Below are 20,038 nucleotides of genomic sequence, written 5' to 3'. Positions count from 1 at the left end.
CAGACTAAAGGCGCTCGATCACGGTGGCGTTGGCGGTGCCGCCGGCCTCGCACATGGTCTGCAGCCCGTAGCGGCCGCCGGTGCGTTCGAGAACCCCGAGCAGCGTGGTCGCCAGACGAGCCCCCGACGCACCCAGGGGGTGTCCGATCGCGATCGCGCCGCCGTCGATGTTGACCTTGGCCGGGTCGGCGCCGGTCTCGGCCAGCCAGGCCAGCACGACCGAGGAGAACGCCTCGTTGACCTCGAACGCGTCGATGTCGGACAGCGACAGCCCGGCCCGGCGCAGCACCTTGGCGGTGGCCGGGATGATGCCGGTCAGCATGTGGATCGGGTCGTCGCCGACCGCGACCGCGGTGTGGATGCGGGCGCGCGGTCGCCAGCCGTGCCGGGCCGCGTTCTCACCGGTGGTGATCAGCAGCGCGGCGGCGCCGTCGTTGACCGGACTGGAGTTGCCGGCCGTGACCTTCCAGTCGACGGCGCCGAACCGCTGCTCCCAGCGCGGGTCGGCGAACGCCGGGCGCAGCGCGGCCATCGCGTCGAGGCGGGCGTCGGCGCGCACGGTCTCGTCCACGTCGAGAAGCCGACCGGGAAGGACCGGGCCATCGACGTACGGGAAACCGGGTGTGATGGTCGTGATCTGGCTCGCGAACCGGCCCTCCGCCCAAGCGAGCGCCGCGTTCTGATGGCTGAGCAGCGCGAAGGCGTCGAGTTGCCCGCGCGACAGGCCCCACTTGCGGGCGATCAGTTCGGCCGCCACGCCCTGCGGGATCAGCCCGCCGGAGTACCGCCGCTCGATCGACGGGCCGGCGATGTCGCGGCCCAGGGTCTGGCTGCCGATCGGCACGCGGGACATGGATTCCGAGCCGGACGCGATCACCAGGTCGTAGGCTCCGGAGATCACGCCCTGGGCGGCGAAGCTGATCGCCTGCTGGCTGCTGCCGCACTGCCGGTCGACGGTGACACCGGGCACCGCGTCGGGGAAACCGGCGGCCAGCGCGGCCAGCCGGGTCGTGTTGCCGGACTGCTCACCGACCTGCCCGACCGCGCCCCCGATCACGTCGTCGATCTCGGCCGGGTCGAGGCCGGGCACACGCTCGACCAGGGCGCGCAGGACGTGGGCGTGCAGCTCGACCGGGTGCACGCCGGCGTAGGCGCCGGACGGTTTGCCCTTGGCCAGCGGCGTGCGGACCGCGTCGACGATGACGGCGTCTCGCATGGTTCTACCTCCGACAACAGATGACGGACCGATCGGTCCCAGATTAACCCTGGAGCGGACCGAACGGTCCGTTAAACTGGTCACCATGGCCCGCACCGCGATCCCCGGCACCCGCGAGAACATCCTCAGCGCCGCCAGCGACCTGTTCTACCGCCACGGCGTCCGCGCGGTCGGGATGGCCCAGGTGATCGAGGCCGCCGGCTGCGGGAAAAACCTGCTCTACCGGCACTTCCCCAGCAAGGCCCACCTCGCCGCGGCCTACCTGACCCTGGTCCGCGAGCGCCGCGACCGGTCCATCACCGCCGCCCTCGGCCGGGCCGACGACCCCGCCGGCCAGCTGATCGCCCTGGTCACCGAGGTCGCCGACCTGGTCCGCAGCCCGGAATACCGGGGCTGCGCCTTCCGCAACCATCTCACCGAGTTCCCCGGCGAGAACGACGCCCCGGCCCAGGTCGCCCGGTCCTACCTGCACGACACCCGGGCCCAGGTCGACCGGCTGGTCACCGCGCTCGGCAAACCGGCCCAGGACGCCGACCGGATCTGGCTGCTGATCAGCGGCCTGCACGGCGGCGGACCCGAACAGGCCCCGACCGCCATCGCATGGGTCACCGAGCTGGTCTCCTGACAGCGTCGGGAATCCGACCACAGCGCAGACCGGGCGGGAAGGCGGGTACACACCTGTCAATGCCCGAAGACCCTTTATCGGGCGCCCCAACTCTGGGACGCTGCACGTGGTCCCCCGTCGCTGTGGAACTGCTGGGAGGTTTCGCCCGTGGAGGTCACCGGCTCACTCTGGACGGTCACCCTCGTCGCACTGGGCGCTCTCGTGCTGTTCGACCTGGTCCTGGTCAGCCGCCGGCCCCACGAACCGTCCATCCGGGAATGCGCGCTCTGGGTGACCGGCTACGTCGCCCTGGCCCTGCTGTTCGCCGTCTTCCTGGGCCTGCACTTCGACGGCGCCGCCGCCGGGCAGTACCTCGCCGGCTGGCTCACCGAGTACAGCCTGTCGGTCGACAACCTGTTCGTCTTCGTCATCATCATGTCGCGATTCCGGATCGAACGCCGCTACCAGCAGAAGGTGCTGCTCGTCGGCATCCTGCTGTCGCTGCTGCTGCGCGGGCTGTTCATCGCCCTCGGCGCCGCCGCGATCAGCCGATTCACCTGGGTGTTCTACATCTTCGGGGCGTTCCTGATCTACACCGCGGTCAAAGTGTTCGGCTACGACGACGACGAACCCGAATACGCCGAGAACATCCTGGTCCGCTGGGCCCGCCGGGTCCTGCCGATGACCGGCGACTACGACGCGGCCCACCTGCTCACCCGCGACCACCACGGCCGGCGCCGCTTCACCCCGCTGATCGTGGTCTTCATCGCCATCGGCACCACCGACGTGATCTTCGCGCTGGACTCGCTCCCCGCCATTTTCGGTCTCACCGACCACCCGTACCTGATCTTCACCGCCACCGTCTTCGCCATGATGGGCCTGCGCCAGCTGTACTTCCTGCTCGGCGGCCTGCTCGACCGGCTCGCCTACCTGTCCATCGGGCTCGGCATCGTCCTCGGCTTCATCGGCGTCAAACTCGTCCTGCAGGCCCTGGCCGAGAACAACCTGCCGTTCCTCAACGGCGGCGAACCGATCGGCTGGGCCCCGCACATCGGCATCGGCCCCTCACTGGCCGTCATCGCCGGCACCCTCACCCTGACCGCCGCGGCCTCCCTGATCAAAGCCTGGGCCGACACGAAATCCAAGGTCAGCCCTCGTCGATGACGTGCTGCCGCTCCCAGCCGGTGGCGAAGAACGCCGACAGATACTTCTCCGGCCGCAACGCACTGTCACGCATCAGCGAAAACACCTCGGCGCCGTGCCCCGGCTCCTCGGGCAACTCGTAACCCTGCAGCAGACCGGTGAAAACACAGCGGTCCAGACAACGCGCATACTCCACCGCGTCCGCCCCGGCCAACTCCAGCGACGCCGCCAGGTCGCCGGCCCGCCACAACGTCAGCCGCTCCTCATAGGTCAGCGTGCCACGTTCACCGAGGTCGAACGCGAAGACCGCCCGCACGCAAAACCAGCCCATCGCCAACAGCTACCACCGCCGTAGATCGACAGCAAGATCGGTTTCGGTCAGCGCGCTTTCACCCCTGCGGCCCCGCGTGGGCCATCATCGTGGGGTGCAGATCGAGGTCGTCGACATCAGCCCCGGCCGCCCCCACCCGATCGCGCGATTCGTGAGCCGGATCGGGCAGGCCGCCGTGCCGTGGTGCGGAAACCCCGACGCGCCGCCGGGAAAGTATTACATCGAATGGACGATCGAACCGGACCTGGTGTGGGGTGTCAACACGACGCCCGCCGACGAACCCGGCCCGGCCATCCGGACCGACGGCGACCACGTGATCCTGCGCGGGCGACTGGACGTCCGGGCCGCGACACTGCAGGTCGACGACGCCCTGATCCTGATCGGCGGCGACCACACACTCCCGCGGGAGGCGGACGGCACCTGGATCCAGATCCGCGTTCCGGTCGGGGACGCACATCTGTACCCGTACCAAATCTGAATTTAAGTGATAATGCTCGACGTGACTCTCGACGCCGAATATTTCGACCAGTGGTATGCCGACATGGCGGTCTCCCCCGCCCGCGACGCGATCATCGCCCGCACCCTGGGGCTGCCGCCGGAACTGGAATTCGCCTGCACCCTGACCTGGTCGGGCATCGCCGAGATGACCGTCGAACTGCGCCTGCCGCCCGACGGCCGGCTGCTCGACATCGGCTGCGGCCGCGGCGGCTACGGCATCGAGATCGCCCACCGCACCGGCGCCCACCTGACCGGCATCGACTTCTCCGCCGTCGCCCTGGAATCGGCCCGCCGGATCAGCACTCGCCGCCTGCCGGCCGGCCGCGCCGCATTCCACGTCGGCACACTGACTGAAACCGGCCTGCCCGACGGCGGCGCCGATGCCCTGATGTGCGTCGACGCCGTCCAGTTCGCCGAACCGCCCCTGGCCGCCCTCACCGAATTCCGCCGCCTGCTCACCCCCGGCGGCCGCATCGCCCTGAGCTGCTGGGAAGCCACCACCCCGGGCGACCACCGCGTCCCCACCCGCATCCGCGCCGTCGACCTGCGCCGCGACCTGCCGTTGGCCGGCTTCACCGACGTCCAGGTCCACGACAAGCCGGACTGGCGCGAAGCCGAACGCGCCATGTGGGAGGAAGCCGTCGCCGAACCCGAGACCGACGCGGCCGTGCGCTCCCTGCAGGAGGAGGGCCGGCAGTCCCTGAAATCCTTCGACGCCATGCGCCGCGTCTTCGCCACCGCCACCGCCCCCTGACCGTTCAGGTTCACGGCTCCCACAGCAGCAGCTGACGGTGGTGGGTGAAACCGTTGCGCAGGTAGAAGTCGACGGCGCGGCGCCCGGAGTGCACGGTCACGTGCAACAGGCCACGGGTGTCGGCGTCGGCCAGGATCGCCGCGATCAGGGCGCTGCCGATGCCCCGGTTGCGGTGATCCGGATGCACCTCGACGGCCTGCACGTCCCCGAACCGCCGATCCGGCGCGCCGGGGCCGGGGACCCGCTCGGTCACGTGCAGCCAGGCGACGCCGACGACCGTGCCGTCGACCTCGGCCACGAACGGCAGGTGGGTCTGCTGGTGGGCGGCGACCCAATCTCCGTACGCCGGAAGCTCCTCGGCAGTTATGCCCCGCAACCCGGCCAGCGCCGCCACATCGTCGACGCCTGCTCTCCGCACGATCATCTCTCGGAGTTTATTCACGGCGGTCAGTAGAGGAACGGCAGCGCCGGGAGATCGTTCTGGGAGCGGCCGAGCAGCCAGGCCAGCAGTGACGCCTGACGGTCACGCACGACAATCGCGCCGGTCGACGAGCCCAGACGGTATTCGGCGCCGGTGTCGGCGGCGATCAGGTGCAGGGCGGGCACCGCGGCGCGGCCGGTGAAGGCGGTGACCACGTCGGCGAGCTGCGCGGTGACGAAGTCGGCGGGCCAATGGTCGGGGCCGAAGCCGGCCGCGAGGTCGACGTGGTGCACGAGGACCTCGGTGAGCCGGGAGGTCGCGGCGCGGGAGGCGGGTCGCTGCTTGCCGGACGTCCACCGCAGGATGCGCGACCACGCGTGCTCGGGCATCGCCTCGTAGGCTTCGGCGAAACGGGACGCGCTGTCGCGGACGTCGGCCAGGAGAACCTTGGCCGGGCGGCCACTGCCGGCCTCGATCTCGTCGGCCCGCGCCCGCATGCTCGGATACTCGGGCGTCTCGACACCGGTGCGCGCCCAGGTCAGCATCCGCGTCCCACCGTCGGCGTTGCGGGCGACGTGGGTGAGGACGTGCCCGCGCGACCACCCGGGCAACAGGGACGGCTGCCGCACGTCGGTGTCGTCGAACCCGGCCGCGGTCGCCATCAAGTGTTCGGTCGCGCTGGTAATCCGGCTCAGCACGCTCTCCACAGTGCCACGACCAGCACGATAATTACCGTATTGCTATTAACGGTAATCCAATAATCCGGTCAGGACGGTCCTGGGATGCCTAACAGAGCTCATAGGATAATTACTGTTATCCTATGAGCTCTGTTGGACGAACGATCGGACGCCGATGACTGCCTTGCCCGGGGAAGAGCTCGCCGCCACAGGCGGGCGGGCCGCTGACAGCGTTCTCGCGGCGCGCGTCACGCGGATCGCGACGCTCGTGGCCGGGATGGCGGCGCTGCCGCCGGACGACGGCAGCCGCTACAGTCCGCGCCGGCTCACCGTCGCGTGGCTGCTGGAGGCCGAGTCGGTCCACACCGAGATCGCGCACGGGCGCGACCTCGGGGTTTTCCTGCAATGGTGCGGACAGGAACGGCTCGATCCGCTCACCGCCCGGCCGACCGACCTGAGCCAGTTCAAGGTGTGGCGCGAGCAGTCCACGTCCGACGGGCGGCCCGCCGCGGCCAGTACCGTCGCGCGGGCGCTGGCCTCGATCTCCAGCTGGTACGGGCATCTCGTCGCCAACACCGACGGTGCGGTGGCCCGCAACCCGACCGCCGCGATCAAACGCCCGACCGTGAACCGGCACGTCTCCAACACGGCCGGGCTGACCCTGGACGAGGTCGACGCGCTGCTCGCCGCCGCCGACGCGCAGGTGACCGCGCGGTCCGCGGCGGCCGGGCGCACACCGACCGGGATGACCAACTACCTGGCCGCGCTGCGCGACCGGGCCCTGCTGCGGCTGCTCGCCGACCTCGGTCTGCGCATCAGCGAAGCCCTGGACCGTGACATCGACGACCTGAGCCACAACGCCGGGCACCGCACGCTGCGGTTCGTCGGCAAGGGCGGGGTCGCCCGGGAACGGCCGATGCCCGCGCACACCCTGCAGGCCATCGACGAATATCTGGCCGCGCGGGCCCGGGCCGGCGGCGCGCTGACCGGGCCGCTGTTCGCGACCAGTGGCGGGCGGCTGGCCGAACCCAACGTCTTCATGACGCTGCGCCGCCTGGCCACGGTCGCCGGTATCGCGTCGGCCGGCCGGTTGTCGCCGCACTCGCTGCGACACGCGTTCGCCACCGGGGCCCGCGAGGCCGGGGTTCCCCTCGAAGACGTTCAGGACGCGATGGGTCACGCCGATCCGCGCACCACTCGCCGCTACGACCGGGACCGTCACAACCTGGACCGGGATCCGGCGTTCATCCTCGGGGCGCGCCGGGCCAGCCGCCGGTCCTGACCGGACTCCGGTTCTGTCAGAACGATTCTCCTGGGATTTCGGGCAGGACCACCATCAACTGACCTTCATCGCCGTACGGGAAATCCTGGGTCTTGATCTGCTCGGGTAATCCTGGATCGGGGACGCGATCCGGCCGATAGCATCGACGACATGGAATGGCTCAGCGCCGAGCGGTATCTGTCCGCCATGGAGTCCGAGACCGGCCGGCTCGTGGCCGCCGTCGGCCGGCGTGATCCGCACGAGCCGGTGCCGAGCTGCCCGGACTGGTCGGTGCGGGATCTGGTCACGCATGTCGGGACCGGCCATCGACTGTCGGCCGCGGTGGTCCGGGCCAAAGCCAGCAAACCGGCGCCGTACGAGCTGATCCAGGCGCCGGAGGACTTCGGGCCGTGGCTCGCCGAGGGGGCCGGCGAGCTGGTCACCGCCGTACGCGAGCAAGGTTTTGACACCGAGGTCTGGGCCTGGGTGCCGCAGCATCAGACGACCGGCTTCTGGCTGCGGCGGATGCTGCACGACCTGATCATTCATCGGTTCGACGTCGACCCTGACGGTGACCTGGATGAGGATCTTGCCGTGGACGGGGTGGCCGACATTCTGCTGTGCTACGCGACGCTCAGCGCTCGCGAGCCGTCACCGATGGCCGGTCTTCGCGGTCGCGGTGAGACGCTGCAGTTCGGTGATGGGGTGCACGGTTGGCACGTCACGCTGACTCCGGGCGGCGCGCAGTGGCGGCCCGGGGTCGCAGCGGCCGATGTGGAGTTGACCGCGCCGGCCCGTGAACTGCTGCTGGTGCTGAACCGGCGACGCGAGCCGGGCGAGTGTCGAGGGGATCGGGCGCTGCTGGACCGCTGGGTGCAGAACACTCGGTTCTAAGCTGACATTCATGGCATTGATCGCGTACGACGAGAGTGACGCCACGGCGTTCGAGGCGAACCGTCATCTGGACGGGGACGGGCTGGGGCCGTGGCGGGAGGCGATCGGCCGTCATCTGGATCCGCGGCCCGGGATGCGGCTGCTCGACCTCGGGTGTGGCACCGCCACGTGGACGGCGGCGTTTCGCTCGTGGTGGCCCGGGGTGGAAGTGATCGCGGTGGAGCCGTCGGCGGCCATGCGGGAACGGGCGGTGGCCGGGCCGGTGCTCGCCGGTGACGCTGCTGACATTCCGCTGGCGGACGGCAGTGTTGACGGGGTGTGGCTGTCCACAGTGATCCATCATGTGCCGGATCTGGGGGCGGCGGCCCGCGAGATTCGGCGGGTGCTCAAGCCGGGTGGGGCGGTGTTGATCCGGTCGGCGTTTCCGGGGCGGCATGAGGGGATCACGCTGTGCCGATTCTGGCCGGAAACGATCACGGTGTTGGAGCAGTCGTATCCGTCGGTGGCGGTGATCGAGAATGCCTTCGGGGTGAGCGGATCGGTGGTGGAGGCGGTGACCCAGGTTTCCGCCGGGTCGTTGCGGGAGGCTGCGGCGTCGTTGCGGCGGGAGGCGCATACGCTGCTGCAACTGATCAGCGATGAGGCTTACGCGGACGGGCTCGCGCGCCTGTGGGATGCGGTGTCCACCGAAGAAGGTCCGCAAACGGACACTCTCGATCTGTTGGTGATGCGCTGAATCCGCGTCACGCTTGAGACTCAGGCCCGTCCGTGCTTCGGAGATAAAGAGCTTTGTCGAATTTGCGCGATTCTCGAAGCCGGCTCATTGATGCTCTTCTTCTCGTGCCGGGGCTGGAAAGCCGATCGGCCCGGGACGCGCGGATCGCCGAACTGAGCGAGTTGCTGACCCGGGATTTGACCTTTTCCCGGTCCGACGATCCGGGCGCGGATCTGGCTGCGTTGATCGATGTTCTGCTCGACGCGCCAGCCGATCTGCGCACGTTCGCCGAGATCGTCGGGCTGCGGCACCGCGGTGAGGCCGCTCAGCGGTTCGCCGACCTGACCATGGCCCGGCCGCGCAGTTCTCGACCGTACGTATATCGCCCCGAGGCGCGCATCATCGGTGACATCCCGATCCGCAACCGCAACTTCACCGGCCGGATCGAGCTGCTCGATCGTCTGGACCAGGCTCTGGAACAGGACTCGACGGCGTCGGTGCTGCCGCCGACCGTCAGCGGTATGGGCGGTGTCGGCAAGACCCAGATAGTCAATGAGTACGTACACCGCCATCTGGATCAGTACGACCTGATCTGGTGGATCCCCGCCGAAGAGATCTCATGCGTCCTGTCGTCGTTGAACCAGTTGGCCCTGCGCCTGGACCTGCCGGTCTCCGACGATCAGCAGGAGACTGCGCGGACCGTGCTGAACTGGCTGGCCGGCAGCGACCGTGAGTGGCTGCTGGTGTACGACAACGCCGACGATCCGTCCCAGCTGACACGGCTGCTGCCGTCGACCGGTGGCCATGTCATCGTCACGACCCGCAACGAGGCGTGGAATCAGATCGGCATCGCCATCGAGGTCGACGTCTTTCATCGCGACGAGAGCATTCAGCTGCTCACCCATCGGGCCCTGGATCAGCAGGGCAACCCGATGATCACCGAGTCCGAGGCCGACGAACTGGCAGAGAAGCTGGGTGACCTGCCGCTGGCCCTGGAGCAGGCCCTGGCCTGGTACCTGGCGACCTCGATGCCGGTCCGGGAGTACATCGACCTGCTCGACGATCGGATCGAGCTGCTCAACGAGGGCCAGCCGCCGGACTATCCGCTGACCGTGGCCGCGTTCGTCGCCGTCGCGATGGAGGAGTTGCGCGGCAAGGACGAGGCCATCGCCCAGCTGTTCGCCCTGTTCGCGTTCTTCGGTGGTGAGGGCATCCGGCAGTCGCTGCTACGCCGCGGCAGCAACGCTGCCCTGTCGTCGCCGCTGCAGGAGGCGTTGCGCAACCCGATCCGGACCGGTCAGCTGCTCCGCGAGCTGCGGCGTTACGGTCTGGCCAAGACGGTGAGCCGGACCGCGTCGGCGCCCACTCCGGCCAGCGCCGACAAGTCGCCGCGCCTGCAGGTGCACCGGCTGGTGCAGCGGGTCGTGCGGGACACGATGGAGCCCGCGCTGCGGGCGCAGACACTACGCAACGTGCAGAACCTGCTGGCCGCGGCCAGCCCGGGCGATCCCGACACCATCGGCGAGCTGGACATGCAGGCCGAGATGGGCCCCCACCTGTTGCCGGCCGACATGATTCATTCGGGTACGCCACAGGGCCGCCAGACCGTTCTCGATCACGCCCGGTTCCTCTACCTCAGCGGCGACTACGAGAACAGCCGGTTCCTCGCCGAGCGAGCAGCCGTGGCCTGGGCTCAGGATGATCAAGGGGATGGGCAGCTCGGCCCGGACGACCAATCGACGCTGCTGGCTCGGGCTCAGGTGGCGAATGCGACGCGGGCACTGGGCGACAGCAAGCTGGCCGCCGAGATCATCCAGGACACCTACGACCGGTTCGTCAGGAACCCCGCGTTTGGTCCCCGACACGAGTACACGCTGATCACCGGCAACCAGATCGGCCACGACCTACGCATCGAAGGCAGGTATGCCGAGGCGCTGGAGTTCGACCGGCGCAGCGCCATCCTGCACCAGCAGGTGTTCGGTGATGAGGAGTTCTACACATGGCGGGTCCTCAGTAGTGTGGCGACCGATCACCGGCTGATGGGGCAGTTCGCCAAGGCCGCGCGACTCGACGAGGACGTCGAGTCGCGCTTCGCCGACCACGGGGTGCTCGATGTCGAACTGTTCCGGATGAACATGAACGTGGCCCGCGACCACTACGGTCAGGGCCTGTACCAGAAGGCCCTGGAACGGGTCGAGGAATGGCTGCTGCAGAAACGCCAGATCTCGGACACGCACCTGCTGACGGTGATGGCCCAGCGGACCTACGGGATCGTGTTGCGCAAGCTGGGCCGGCTCGACGAGGCGGTCCAGGTTCTGCTGGAGGCGCACGAGCGTACGGTGCGCACGTTGAAGCCGAGCCACGAGCACGCGGTGCTGGCCGCGATGAGCCTGTCCAACGCGCTGCGTCAGGCCGGAGAGCTCGACGAGGCCACCATTCTGCTCGACCAGGTGTTGTCCGGTTTCCGCCGCGACTTCGGGGTGGATCATCCGTTGACCCTGGTCGCGGAGGTCAACCAGGGCATCCTGCTGCGCGCCCAGGGCGAGATGGACAAGGCGGCGACGATCGACGCGGCCGCCTATGCGCGGCTGGACGACCGGCTGCGGGACGGCCACGCGTACACGATCTGCGCGGGCACGTCCCTGGCGACCGATCATGCGGTCGCCGGGCGGCATGACGACGCTCTGGACCTGTCGGAGCGGATGCTGACGCTCAGCAGCGCGGCCGGTGATCATCCGTACGTGCTGATGCGGGCGGTGAATCTCGCCTTCGACCTGCGCGCTGTCGGTCAGGACGAGCGCGCCACGACCCTGTTCGACGACGCGGTGACCACGTTGCGGACGCAGCTCGGCGACGACCACCCCGAGGTGCTGGCCGCGGTCGCCGGTAACCGGCTGGAGGGCGACATCGAACCGCCGCCCACCTGATCAGACCCGGTTGTGTTCCCGCCACGCGGCGTGGATCTTGGCCAGCCGGTCCCGGGCGGCCCGATCGGCCGCGTCCGGTACCGGCAGGGCCAGCATCCGGTCGGCGCTCTGCCGCAGTCCGGCCGCGAACCGTTCCCCGTCCCGGGTCAGCGCCCCGGATTCCTCAATGGCCCGCAGGCCGCGATCCACCTGCAGGCGGGCCTCGGCGAACCGCGCGGTCGCGACCTCGACGGTTGTCTGCAACGCCCGCCAGGTGTCCGCGACGCCGACGAACGCGTAGACGCCCTGCATCAGCCCGGCCAGGGGCCGCGGGTCGGTCCGCCACGGCGCGAAGTACCGCCGGTCGTCGTCCGGGTCGGTCAGCACGGCCAGGTCCAGCAGCGCACTGAGTTTGGAGTGCTGGAACTCGTGCACGAGGGTGACGGCGAAGTCGTGCGGCGTCGGCGGCAGGGTCAGCCCGAACACCCCGAACGCGTGCCGCAACGTGGCGCTGCGCGCCGACAGCGCATCGATCTGCGCCAGTGGTACCAGCGTGCGCAGCCCGGCCACCATCTCCTCGGCCCGGTCCGGTAGATGCTCCGCGAGCAGGGCCCAGGCCTGCCCGAACGATTCCTGCCAGACGGCCACGTCGGCGTCGGGGAGCCGGTTGAGCGGCGGCACGTGGTAGCCGTGCCGATACGGGTGCACGTCGTCGAGCGCGAGCCTGATCCCCGGCCCGGCCAGCATCCGGATCGGCAGTTTCTCGATGGCGCCGAGGCCGGCCGCGCTGACGGTCACGGTCGCCGCGTCACCGGCCTCGATCGCCCCCAGCCCGGGCAGCACCGCCAGTCCCCCATGGACCGGGACGTCGAGTGTCGCGTCGAGGCCCGCCGCGGCCGCCGCGACGACGGCGATCGCGGCCAGGTGATCACGGTCGGCGTCGGCGAGCACGCCCTGGGTGGCGGCGCGGCTCGCGATCGCGGTCCAGCCGCCGACCAGCGGGTCGCCGATGATCCGCCGGAACTTCTCGGGCGCGGCGGTCCGGGCCTGTTCGAGCAGGCCGGCCAGCGCCGCACCACCGTCCGGGAACTGTTCCAGAAGATACCGGATCAGCAGCAGATGCTTACTGACCTGCGCCTCGTACAGTGCGCCGATCGCGGCCGGCCCGCCGCCCCCGGTGGCAAGCTGATCGAACATCCGGGCGTCGAGGCTGTGGACGGCGGTCACGAGGGGCTCCTCAGGTCGGCGGCGACACGCCGGTAGACGTGACCGATGAAGGCCAGCAGGTCGGCGCAGTGCACGGACGGCGCGCGGAAACCGATCCCGCGCCGGTAGCGGTGGGCGTAGTGGCCGCCGCCGCAGAACGCGACGGCCGGGCAGGCCAGGCATTCGTCGGCCAGGGCGGCGCGCCCGATCTGCCGGGCCACGATCCCCGGATGGTCCAGGGCCGCGTCGAACGAGTCGCGCAGCACGTGCAGCCCGGTCGCGCACGCGCCCGGATACGCGCTCTTGAGCGCGTCGACCTGCTCGATCGCCCCGTCGGACTCCACGACCAGCACCCCGGACGGGCTCAGCCCGACCTGTTCGCACCGGCTGGCCCCGCCGAGCACCAGGCTTATCGTATCGTCGAACAATCGGATCCGCGTCGGCGTCCGGTCGCTGTACCAGCGATCAAAAACAGCGATCAACCATTGCGCGTACGGCGTCAGCACCCCATCCGGGCGCATCGGCGGGCTCTCCCAGTTGGCGTGCGGCAGCAGCAGATCGATCGCCGGCGGCGCGAAGCTCATCAGCTGCTCGTAGCACGCGATCGGGTCGGTGCCCGGGTCGACGGTGCAGAGCAGGCCCGCGTACGCGGCCCGGTTCTCCGGTCGTTGCAGCAGGGCCAGGGCCCGGGCGACGGCCGCGAAACTGCCCCGGCCGTCCTTGGTCCGCCGATGCCGATCGTGAGCGGCGGCGATGCCGTCGACGCTGACACCGGCGGCTATGCCGAGTTCCAGCAGGGTGGCCACGACCGGTTCGGTCAGCAGCACCCCGTTGGTCTGCATCCCGAACGTGACCCGCACGCCCGCCGGGAACACCCGGCGGGCGGCGCCGACCAGTTCACGCAGCCGGGCCGGGCCGTAGAGCAGCGGCTCCCCGCCGTGCAGCACGATCCGTACGTCACCGAGCTGGTGGTCGCGGGCGTGGTCGGCGAACCGGGCAAGCGCCGCGTCGCGCACGTCGTCGGGCATGGTCCGGGGCCGTTCGCGCCAGCTCTGGTCGGCCGACTCGTACACGTAGCAGTAGTCGCAGGCGAGGTTGCAGCGCTGGTGAATCTTCATCACCAGCTCGCGGAACGGCACCGCCCGGTGCCCGGCCGCGCGGGCCGCGGCCACGTCGAGCCCGGTGTACGGCCACGGCGCCGCCCGCTCGTGCACGACCGGCACCGGCATGTCCACAGCGGGACTTTCTCAGGCTTCCGCGATGAACGAGCCGAACGAGCTGATCACCGCGTCACGATCGTGCAGGCTGTGCAGCACCCGGCGCAATGCCTGGTCCACGACCCGGTCGTCGTCGGTGATCGGGGCATCGAGGGGAACCCGCGACAGATCGGTCAGTGGTGCCCAGAGGTGGGTGGTGGATTCGACCCTCATCGTGACCTCCTTGCCGGACCGGACAGGGTTCGTCAGGGCCTGCCGGCCGACACATAGATATAGCCAGTTTGTCTGATTCGAAGACACGTGCCGCGTGAAGAGTGGCACAGGGCCAGAAGTTATCGGGAACGCTGACCTCATGCCGGATGGACACAGGTTCCTGACAAGACCTGACAAATCTAGGCTTGCCGGTTCACGCTGACGGCAGTTCGATGTCCACGGCTACCGGGAGTCCGCCGGCCACGCGGGTCACCAGCTCATGTCCGGAACCGAACCGGCGCCGTAACGCCGACAGGATCTGATCGAGGCGGGACGCGAGATCGCTTTCTTCGTCACGGGCGGCCCGGGTCGCTGCGAGACCGGCTCCGGCCAGCAGAGTGTCCAGGTGCTCGGCGCCGAACAGCTCGCGTGCCTGCTCGTAGGCTGAGAAGGGTCGGGGCCAGACCGGTTCCGGGCCGCGGCTCGCGGCCGCAAAGGCCTGGTTCACCCCGGCCAGAACGGTGAACGGATGCCGGACTCCGACCTGCTGCGCCAGCGCGGAGTAGGCCGGGCCGATGATCCATGCGGCCCGCTCGCGGTCGCCGTCGGCCAGATGCACCGCGGCCGTGTTCACCCGCGCTACCTGGACCAGGGGATTGTCGTCACCCATGGCATCGCGGTAGCCCTTCTCGGCGAGTAAGCAGTAGTGCAGGGCGCTGGCCGACTGGCCCCGATCGCGCAAGGCGTTGGCGAAGCTCAGGCACACCGTCAGGCTCAGCTCGTGCCGGCTGCCGAACTGGTCCAGGCACGCCTGGTGGCAGGCACCGAGTTGCTCGACCGCTGCTGCGGAGTGGCCGAGCCGGCGCAGTGCGACCCCGGCCATGCGACGGGCGCGATACAGCTCGCGACCCGATTCGCTCTCCAGGATCGGCGCGAGCAGGTCGGCCAGTTCTTCGAAGCGGCCGAGCCCGTACAGGTCCTCGGCCAGGGCGTTGGTCAGTCGCGCTCGCCGACGCCGATCGTCGCGGAACCGGTCGAAAATGATCCGATCCGCTGCCTCGGCCTCGCGGTACCGGCCGAGGAACCGTCGGCTGACCGACAGGTTGTAGCCACTGGCCAGGCACCGCGGGTCCTTCACGTCATACGCGGCCAGATGCTCCTTCAGCGTCAGCTCGTCACGGTCGTGCGCCTCCTGGTATCGCCCGGCGAGCCGCAGGTCGTGCCCGCGGCTGCGGGCGAGGTCGAGCACTATCGCCTGGGCCTCGGCGTCACCCGGATAGGCGCTGTCCAAGGCCAGTTTCAGGGACTCCTCGGTCAGCCGGTCGGCCTCCGGATACCGGCCGTCGGCACGTAACGCGTTCGCGAGGTCTCGCTTGATGAGCAGCACGATCCCGGAGCCGGACAACGCCGACCCGTGCCGGGCCAGGGCGGCTTCGGCCTCGCGGCCCAATTTCTGGGCGAGCAAGAAGTTGCCGGTCAGGAACAGGAACCGGATCTGGTGGTGCACGGTCCGGTACGCGGCCGGGCGCGACGACTCCAGGATTCCGGCCGGCCCGAGGTGCGGCACGATCGCCGTGTGGCGGGACTGCGCATCCCGGTCGCCCGGCCGGCCGGGGTCCGCGCACACCAAAATCTCCACCACGTCGCGCCGGTTGATCTCGCTCCGGGACTCGGGCAGCAGCTCGTGCAGCACCAAGCGTTCGAAGGCCGGGATTCGCACCCAATCGCCGTCGGGGTGCCGGCGGGCCAGGCCGATTCTGGCCAGGGTCTGTATCTGTCGCTGAAGGCCGGCAAGATCGGCCAGCAGTTGCCGGGCACCGGCCGAGATGTCGCCGTCCATGCCCTTACGCAGAATCCACACCCAGACCGGACTGGAACCGAAGCCGAGCAACAGCGTGAGCAGCGCTTTCAGACCCGGTTCGGAGGTCAGGCCCTCGTCGAGGACCTGCCGGACGGTCTCGGTCGCCGTGCGACCGGGCCCGGTCAGGACCCGCTGCTTCGGGTCGGCAAGCCACTCGGCCAGCTTGTCCCATGTGCAGCCCAGCTCACTGTGCAGCTTGCAGGCCTCGACCAACCCGAACGGGGTCCGCCCGGCCGCCGTGACCACTCGTCGCATCTCCACGGCCGTGATGGACGGATCGTACTTGCGCAGGAGCTGCGTCGATTCGCCCTCGTCGAAGCCCGGAATCTCCAGGCTTGGGGGTGGATTGGTCTGACCCCAGCCCGGATTGCGGGCGGTCACGATGACATCCCCACCACGAGTGGTGATCAGAGTTCGCACGTCGCCGGTGACGACACCGTCGAAGATCAGCAAGTACGGCCTGGACCGGCCGAGCACCTCGGACAGAACACCGAGGCGGAGCCGCGTGGAGTCGGCGGGCGGGATGTGCAGGGCATCGGCCAGCCTCAGCAGGGACAACCGGGCTTCCTCCACGGTGGCCGCGGGTACCCACCAGGTGATCGTGTAGCGCTCCCGGTTCTGGCGCATGTATTCGGCCGCGATCTGTGTCTTGCCTGACCCGATCGGCCCGTGCAACAGCAGGGCCTGCGGCGAACGGATCAGCCGGCGCTCGATCTCGTCGAGGGTCTCCTTCCGGCCGGTGAACAGTGATGACCGAGCCGGAATCTCACCGTGGCAGCGGGCCTCGACCCGATGGCGCAGCGGCAAAGTTTCGTGGCCGATCGCCGATGTCGGCGCGGGTTCCGGCAGGACATCAGCAGGTTCGGTTTCCGGTGGAACCAGGTCGGCCTCATTCCACAGGGTGAGGCACTCGACGAGTTCCCGGCGGCTGTCGATCGTCCGTTCGGACATGGCGCACAGCACCACGATGATCGATTTCAACTTGTTCCAGGACGGCACGTGCTTGCCGCGGAGAATGCTGCTGACCGTCTCGTGGGAGACGCTCTCCAATGAACGGTCAGCCAGAATGCGCTTCCTGATGAGCCGGGTTGCCGGTTTGCCCGCCTGCTGATATAGCGCGTGCAGCCGAACCACGAGGTCGCGGCGAGGGCCTTCCGGCAGCGCGTCGGGCCCAGGTACTGCAATCGGCACTCCACACGCTCCGAGCTGCTGCCAAGGTTTTCAGATCGGTACAGGATCCCACGCGGGCCACCCCGGACGGCCGACAACACCATCAGATGCACGGTCGTTTCACCGACTGTGCCACCGCCGCGTGGTCCCCGAACGGGCGAACTGCTGACGGACTGGTAGCGTCCGCACGGTGACCGAGGGGTGGCTGGCCGACACGCGGACCTCGTACGACACCGTCGCCGCCAGCTACGCCGACCTGATGCGGGCCTCGATGCGGGAGCAACCGGAACTGCGCGCCGCCCTCACCCTGTTCGCCGATCTGGTTCATGCGGCCGGCGACGGCCCGGTCGTCGACGTCGGCTGCGGGCCCGGGCACGTCACCGCCCACCTGCGGGAGCTCGGCGTCGACGCGTGGGGTCTCGACCTGTCCCCCGCCATGATCGACCTGGCGCGCCGTGACCATCCCGGCCTGCGTTTCGAGGTCGGTTCCATGACGGACCTGCCGCTGCCCGACGCCTCGGCCGGCGGCCTGCTCGTCTTCTGGTCCCTGATCCACATCCCCGACGCGGCCGTCCCCGGGGTGCTCGGACACTTCCACCGCGTCCTGCGGGCGGGGTGTCCGCTGCTGATCGGCTTCCACGTCGGCAACGAGTCGACCTTGAAGACGCAGGGTTACGGCGGGTATCCGATGAACGTGCACGTGCACCGCCGCCAGCCCAGCCGCGTCGCGACCTGGCTGCGCGAGGCCGGGTTCGCCCTGACCACGCAGCTGCTGCTCGACCTGGATCAGCCGCGGCCCGGGGCCATCCTGATCGCGCGCCGCTGACCACCTCACATTCCGGCTCGCTGTCTCGTCGGATCGGCAAAGCCCGTCGAATGCCGAGGAGCACCCGTGCACGCCGCCTACATCACTGTCACGATCGTCGCCGCGTTCTTCGCCGCCGGCGCCGCGGTCACCTACCTGATCGGCCACGACTACCCGAAAGCGCAACTGAGCATGAAACGGCTGCCGCTGTCGTGGATGCCGCGGCTGGGAGCGTCACTGGCCGCCGGCGCGGTCGGCCTGCTGACCGGTTTCGCCCTCCCGATCGTCGGCACGCTCGCCGCCGCCGGGCTGGTCCTCTACTTCGTCGGTGCGCTGATCGCCCACCTGCGTGTCGGCTCCCGCAATCTGCTCGGCTGGGCCATCTTCTTCACCACGATGACCGCGACCCTGATCATCAACGTCCTCTACCTCTGGTGACGACGAGAACCGATGCGCGCGTACGGCGTGAGAACCCGCGCGACGCGCCGGGCCGGGCCACGGGGCGCTGCATCGCCGTACGCGCAAATGTGTTTTTCAGGGGTGGAGCGCGAGTGAGGCGAACTCGGTGACCAGCGGATTCCGCGGCCCGGTGAGCCAGGCCAGGCACACCTGGTTGTCGGCGATGTCGTCGATGCGGGCGTGGACCACATCGGGCCGCGTGTAGAACGTCACCGTCGACAAGGGCAGCACCACGATGCCCCGCCCGGCCGCGACGTGCTCCAGTTTCTCCTCGACCGCGAGGGCCGGCACGGGCACCGCGGGCACGGTGGCGACCGCCCGCCATTCCGGCACCGCGTCCGGGTCCTGCAGCAGCGGTTCCCCGCCCAGGTCGGCGATGCGCACGGTGTCCTTACCGGCCAGGCGATGCCCGGCGGGCAGGGCGACCACGCGCGGTTCGTGCAGCACCGGCCGCACGGTCAGCCCGTGCTGCTCGGCCGGCAACCGCAGGTAGCTCACGTCGGCGCGCCCGTCGTGCAGCACCGTGACCTGGTCACTCCAGGTGGTGCGCAGCACGTCGACGACCAGGTCGGGGTGCCGGTCGCGCAGCGCGCGCACGGCATCGGTGACGATCAGGCCGGGCATGAACGCCACGACGAAACGGTCCGCGCCGGTCACCCGCCGCCGCACCCGCGCGGCGTCGGCCAGCAGCGCGACGGCGTCGGCGAGCAGACGCTGCCCGGCCGGGGTCAGTTCGGTCGAGCGGCGATCGCGCCGGAACAGCTGGGTGCGCAGGTCGGTTTCCAGGGCCCGGATCTGGCGTGACAGCACCGGCTGGGCGATGTGCAGTTCGGCCGCGGCCCGCCCGAAGTGCAGGTGCCGGGCGACCGCCACGAAGTAGCGCAGTTTGCGCAGGTCCAGGTCGATGCCCTCAGGGTATTACAGGCGACCGGACAGGTCTTGGACGCGGGGCCGCGGCCGGGCGCATCGTGATGGTCATGAACATTGCGAAACAGCGGGTGGTCGTCCTCGGCGGCACGTCCGGTATCGGCTACGCGACCGCACAGGCCGCCGCCGCTCACGGTGCCGAGGTCGTGGTCGTCTCCAGCAACGAGCAGCGCGTCCGGGCCGCCGCCGACCGGCTCGGCGTGACCGGGATCGCCGCCGACCTGAACGAGCTCCCGGCCGGGCTGTTCGACGAGATCGGGGCCTTCGATCACCTGGTCTACACCGCCGGCGGGCCGCTGTCGCTGATGCCGGTGACCGATTTCGATCCGGTGGTGGCCCGGGACTTCTTCGGGCTGCGCTACTTCGGGGCGCTGTCCGCGGTGCGGGCCGCACTGCCGGTGCTGCGCGAGGGCGGGTCGATCACGTTGACCACCGGTACCGCCGGGGACCGGCCGAGCCCCGGCTGGGCGGTCGCGTCGAGCATCTGCGGGGCGGTGGACTCGCTGACCCGGGCCCTGGCCGTGGAGCTGGCGCCGATCCGGGTGAACGCCGTCAAACCGGGCGTTACCCGGTCGCCGCTGTGGGGTGCCGGCGCCGACGACTTCTACACGCAGACGGCCGCGCAGGTGCCGCTGCGGCGGGTCGGTGAGGTCGGCGACGTCGCCGACGCGTACCTGTACCTGATCGGTCAGCCCTTCACCACGGGAACCGTCGTCACCGTCGACGGGGGTGCGCTGCTGGTCTGAACGGCGATTGCCTACCCGCGTTCGGGCGACCGGAA

General features: G+C 69.7%; 20 protein-coding genes. 11 read left to right on the top strand and 9 right to left on the bottom strand.

What is annotated here, in order from left to right:
- Window positions 1-4: 4 nt before the first annotated feature.
- The gene (locus ACSHV8_RS15970) at window positions 5-1,216 is read right to left on the bottom strand and encodes a thiolase family protein (protein ID WP_436533767.1); all 1,212 of its coding nucleotides are present in this window, start codon (window positions 1,214-1,216) and stop codon (window positions 5-7) included.
- A gap of 85 nt (window positions 1,217-1,301) precedes the next feature.
- Here ACSHV8_RS15970 and ACSHV8_RS15965 point away from each other — a divergent pair, with 85 nt between their 5' ends.
- The gene (locus tag ACSHV8_RS15965) at window positions 1,302-1,841 is read left to right on the top strand and encodes a TetR/AcrR family transcriptional regulator (RefSeq protein WP_436533765.1); all 540 of its coding nucleotides are present in this window, start codon (window positions 1,302-1,304) and stop codon (window positions 1,839-1,841) included.
- 147 nt (window positions 1,842-1,988) lie between these two features.
- A complete protein-coding gene (locus ACSHV8_RS15960) occupies window positions 1,989-2,984 on the top strand; it encodes a TerC/Alx family metal homeostasis membrane protein (RefSeq protein ID WP_436533763.1) in 996 nt (331 codons plus the stop codon).
- Here ACSHV8_RS15960 and ACSHV8_RS15955 read toward each other — a convergent pair.
- Window positions 2,968-3,294, bottom strand: a complete 327-nt coding sequence (locus tag ACSHV8_RS15955) for a hypothetical protein (RefSeq protein WP_436533762.1) — start codon at window positions 3,292-3,294, stop codon at window positions 2,968-2,970. The two genes, ACSHV8_RS15960 and ACSHV8_RS15955, sit on opposite strands and share 17 nt — an antisense overlap.
- A 94-nt stretch (window positions 3,295-3,388) precedes the next feature.
- Between ACSHV8_RS15955 and ACSHV8_RS15950 the strand changes: the two genes are divergently transcribed.
- Window positions 3,389-3,772 (top strand): hypothetical protein, encoded by a 384-nt coding sequence (locus ACSHV8_RS15950; protein WP_436533760.1) that lies wholly within the window; start codon window positions 3,389-3,391, stop codon window positions 3,770-3,772.
- A 21-nt stretch (window positions 3,773-3,793) separates the two neighbouring features.
- Window positions 3,794-4,546: a class I SAM-dependent methyltransferase gene (locus ACSHV8_RS15945; protein WP_436533758.1), complete on the top strand. Its 753-nt coding sequence runs from the start codon at window positions 3,794-3,796 to the stop codon at window positions 4,544-4,546.
- A 10-nt stretch (window positions 4,547-4,556) separates the two neighbouring features.
- On the opposite strand, the gene ACSHV8_RS15940 is transcribed toward ACSHV8_RS15945, so the two are convergent.
- Complete coding sequence (locus tag ACSHV8_RS15940; RefSeq protein WP_436533756.1) at window positions 4,557-4,970, bottom strand: GNAT family N-acetyltransferase; 414 nt, start codon at window positions 4,968-4,970, stop codon at window positions 4,557-4,559.
- A gap of 23 nt (window positions 4,971-4,993) precedes the next feature.
- Window positions 4,994-5,665, bottom strand: a complete 672-nt coding sequence (locus ACSHV8_RS15935) for a maleylpyruvate isomerase family mycothiol-dependent enzyme (protein WP_436533754.1) — start codon at window positions 5,663-5,665, stop codon at window positions 4,994-4,996.
- A 154-nt stretch (window positions 5,666-5,819) separates the two neighbouring features.
- On the opposite strand from ACSHV8_RS15935, the gene ACSHV8_RS15930 reads away from it, so the two are divergent.
- The 4 genes from ACSHV8_RS15930 to fxsT (ACSHV8_RS15915) all read left to right on the top strand — a co-directional run bounded on the left by ACSHV8_RS15930 (window position 5,820) and on the right by fxsT (ACSHV8_RS15915) (window position 11,441).
- Window positions 5,820-6,926, top strand: a complete 1,107-nt coding sequence (locus tag ACSHV8_RS15930) for a tyrosine-type recombinase/integrase (protein ID WP_436533752.1) — start codon at window positions 5,820-5,822, stop codon at window positions 6,924-6,926.
- Between the two features lie 150 nt (window positions 6,927-7,076).
- Entirely contained in the window at window positions 7,077-7,799 is a 723-nt protein-coding gene (locus ACSHV8_RS15925; RefSeq protein WP_436533750.1) for a maleylpyruvate isomerase family mycothiol-dependent enzyme, read from the top strand.
- Between the two features lie 10 nt (window positions 7,800-7,809).
- On the top strand, window positions 7,810-8,535 hold the full coding sequence (locus ACSHV8_RS15920) for a class I SAM-dependent methyltransferase (protein ID WP_436533748.1): 726 nt from the start codon (window positions 7,810-7,812) through the stop codon (window positions 8,533-8,535).
- 53 nt (window positions 8,536-8,588) lie between these two features.
- Window positions 8,589-11,441: an FxSxx-COOH system tetratricopeptide repeat protein gene (gene fxsT, locus ACSHV8_RS15915; RefSeq protein WP_436533747.1), complete on the top strand. Its 2,853-nt coding sequence runs from the start codon at window positions 8,589-8,591 to the stop codon at window positions 11,439-11,441.
- Here the strand turns inward: fxsT (ACSHV8_RS15915) and ACSHV8_RS15910 are convergent, their stop codons facing one another.
- The 4 genes from ACSHV8_RS15910 to fxsT (ACSHV8_RS15895) all read right to left on the bottom strand — a co-directional run bounded on the left by ACSHV8_RS15910 (window position 11,442) and on the right by fxsT (ACSHV8_RS15895) (window position 16,946).
- Window positions 11,442-12,647, bottom strand: a complete 1,206-nt coding sequence (locus ACSHV8_RS15910; protein ID WP_436533745.1) for an HEXXH motif domain-containing protein — start codon at window positions 12,645-12,647, stop codon at window positions 11,442-11,444. It lies immediately after the preceding gene.
- The gene (locus tag ACSHV8_RS15905) at window positions 12,644-13,855 is read right to left on the bottom strand and encodes an FxsB family cyclophane-forming radical SAM/SPASM peptide maturase (protein WP_436536780.1); all 1,212 of its coding nucleotides are present in this window, start codon (window positions 13,853-13,855) and stop codon (window positions 12,644-12,646) included. The genes ACSHV8_RS15910 and ACSHV8_RS15905 overlap by 4 nt, the downstream gene beginning before the upstream one ends.
- Window positions 13,856-13,873: 18 nt before the next feature.
- Window positions 13,874-14,056 (bottom strand): hypothetical protein, encoded by a 183-nt coding sequence (locus tag ACSHV8_RS15900; RefSeq protein WP_436533743.1) that lies wholly within the window; start codon window positions 14,054-14,056, stop codon window positions 13,874-13,876.
- A 193-nt stretch (window positions 14,057-14,249) separates the two neighbouring features.
- Window positions 14,250-16,946, bottom strand: coding sequence for an FxSxx-COOH system tetratricopeptide repeat protein (fxsT, locus tag ACSHV8_RS15895; protein ID WP_436533741.1), 2,697 nt, complete (start codon window positions 16,944-16,946; stop codon window positions 14,250-14,252).
- Between the two features lie 310 nt (window positions 16,947-17,256).
- On the opposite strand from fxsT (ACSHV8_RS15895), the gene ACSHV8_RS15890 reads away from it, so the two are divergent.
- A complete protein-coding gene (locus ACSHV8_RS15890; protein WP_436533739.1) occupies window positions 17,257-17,892 on the top strand; it encodes a class I SAM-dependent DNA methyltransferase in 636 nt (211 codons plus the stop codon).
- A gap of 66 nt (window positions 17,893-17,958) precedes the next feature.
- Window positions 17,959-18,309, top strand: a complete 351-nt coding sequence (locus ACSHV8_RS15885) for a DoxX family protein (RefSeq protein WP_436533737.1) — start codon at window positions 17,959-17,961, stop codon at window positions 18,307-18,309.
- 96 nt (window positions 18,310-18,405) lie between these two features.
- Here the strand turns inward: ACSHV8_RS15885 and ACSHV8_RS15880 are convergent, their stop codons facing one another.
- On the bottom strand, window positions 18,406-19,215 hold the full coding sequence (locus ACSHV8_RS15880) for a LysR family transcriptional regulator (RefSeq protein WP_436536778.1): 810 nt from the start codon (window positions 19,213-19,215) through the stop codon (window positions 18,406-18,408).
- A 92-nt stretch (window positions 19,216-19,307) separates the two neighbouring features.
- On the opposite strand from ACSHV8_RS15880, the gene ACSHV8_RS15875 reads away from it, so the two are divergent.
- Entirely contained in the window at window positions 19,308-20,003 is a 696-nt protein-coding gene (locus ACSHV8_RS15875) for an SDR family oxidoreductase (RefSeq protein ID WP_436533735.1), read from the top strand.
- Window positions 20,004-20,038: the final 35 nt, after the last annotated feature.

This window comes from Actinoplanes sp. HUAS TT8, from assembly GCF_051380535.1.
Classification (GTDB): domain Bacteria; phylum Actinomycetota; class Actinomycetes; order Mycobacteriales; family Micromonosporaceae; genus Actinoplanes.
The sequence above is the reverse complement of the archived record's forward strand: the minus strand, read 5'-3'. Positions and strand labels throughout refer to the sequence as shown.

Coding starts and splice junctions, on each gene's coding strand:
- ACSHV8_RS15970 (WP_436533767.1), bottom strand. CDS start 1,216: ATGCGAGACGCCGTCATCGTCGACGCGGTCCGCACGCCGCTGGCCAAG.
- ACSHV8_RS15965 (WP_436533765.1), top strand. CDS start 1,302: ATGGCCCGCACCGCGATCCCCGGCACCCGCGAGAACATCCTCAGCGCC.
- ACSHV8_RS15955 (WP_436533762.1), bottom strand. CDS start 3,294: ATGGGCTGGTTTTGCGTGCGGGCGGTCTTCGCGTTCGACCTCGGTGAA.
- ACSHV8_RS15940 (WP_436533756.1), bottom strand. CDS start 4,970: ATGATCGTGCGGAGAGCAGGCGTCGACGATGTGGCGGCGCTGGCCGGG.
- ACSHV8_RS15930 (WP_436533752.1), top strand. CDS start 5,820: ATGACTGCCTTGCCCGGGGAAGAGCTCGCCGCCACAGGCGGGCGGGCC.
- ACSHV8_RS15925 (WP_436533750.1), top strand. CDS start 7,077: ATGGAATGGCTCAGCGCCGAGCGGTATCTGTCCGCCATGGAGTCCGAG.
- ACSHV8_RS15920 (WP_436533748.1), top strand. CDS start 7,810: ATGGCATTGATCGCGTACGACGAGAGTGACGCCACGGCGTTCGAGGCG.
- ACSHV8_RS15905 (WP_436536780.1), bottom strand. CDS start 13,855: ATGCCGGTGCCGGTCGTGCACGAGCGGGCGGCGCCGTGGCCGTACACC.
- ACSHV8_RS15900 (WP_436533743.1), bottom strand. CDS start 14,056: ATGAGGGTCGAATCCACCACCCACCTCTGGGCACCACTGACCGATCTG.
- ACSHV8_RS15875 (WP_436533735.1), top strand. CDS start 19,308: ATGAACATTGCGAAACAGCGGGTGGTCGTCCTCGGCGGCACGTCCGGT.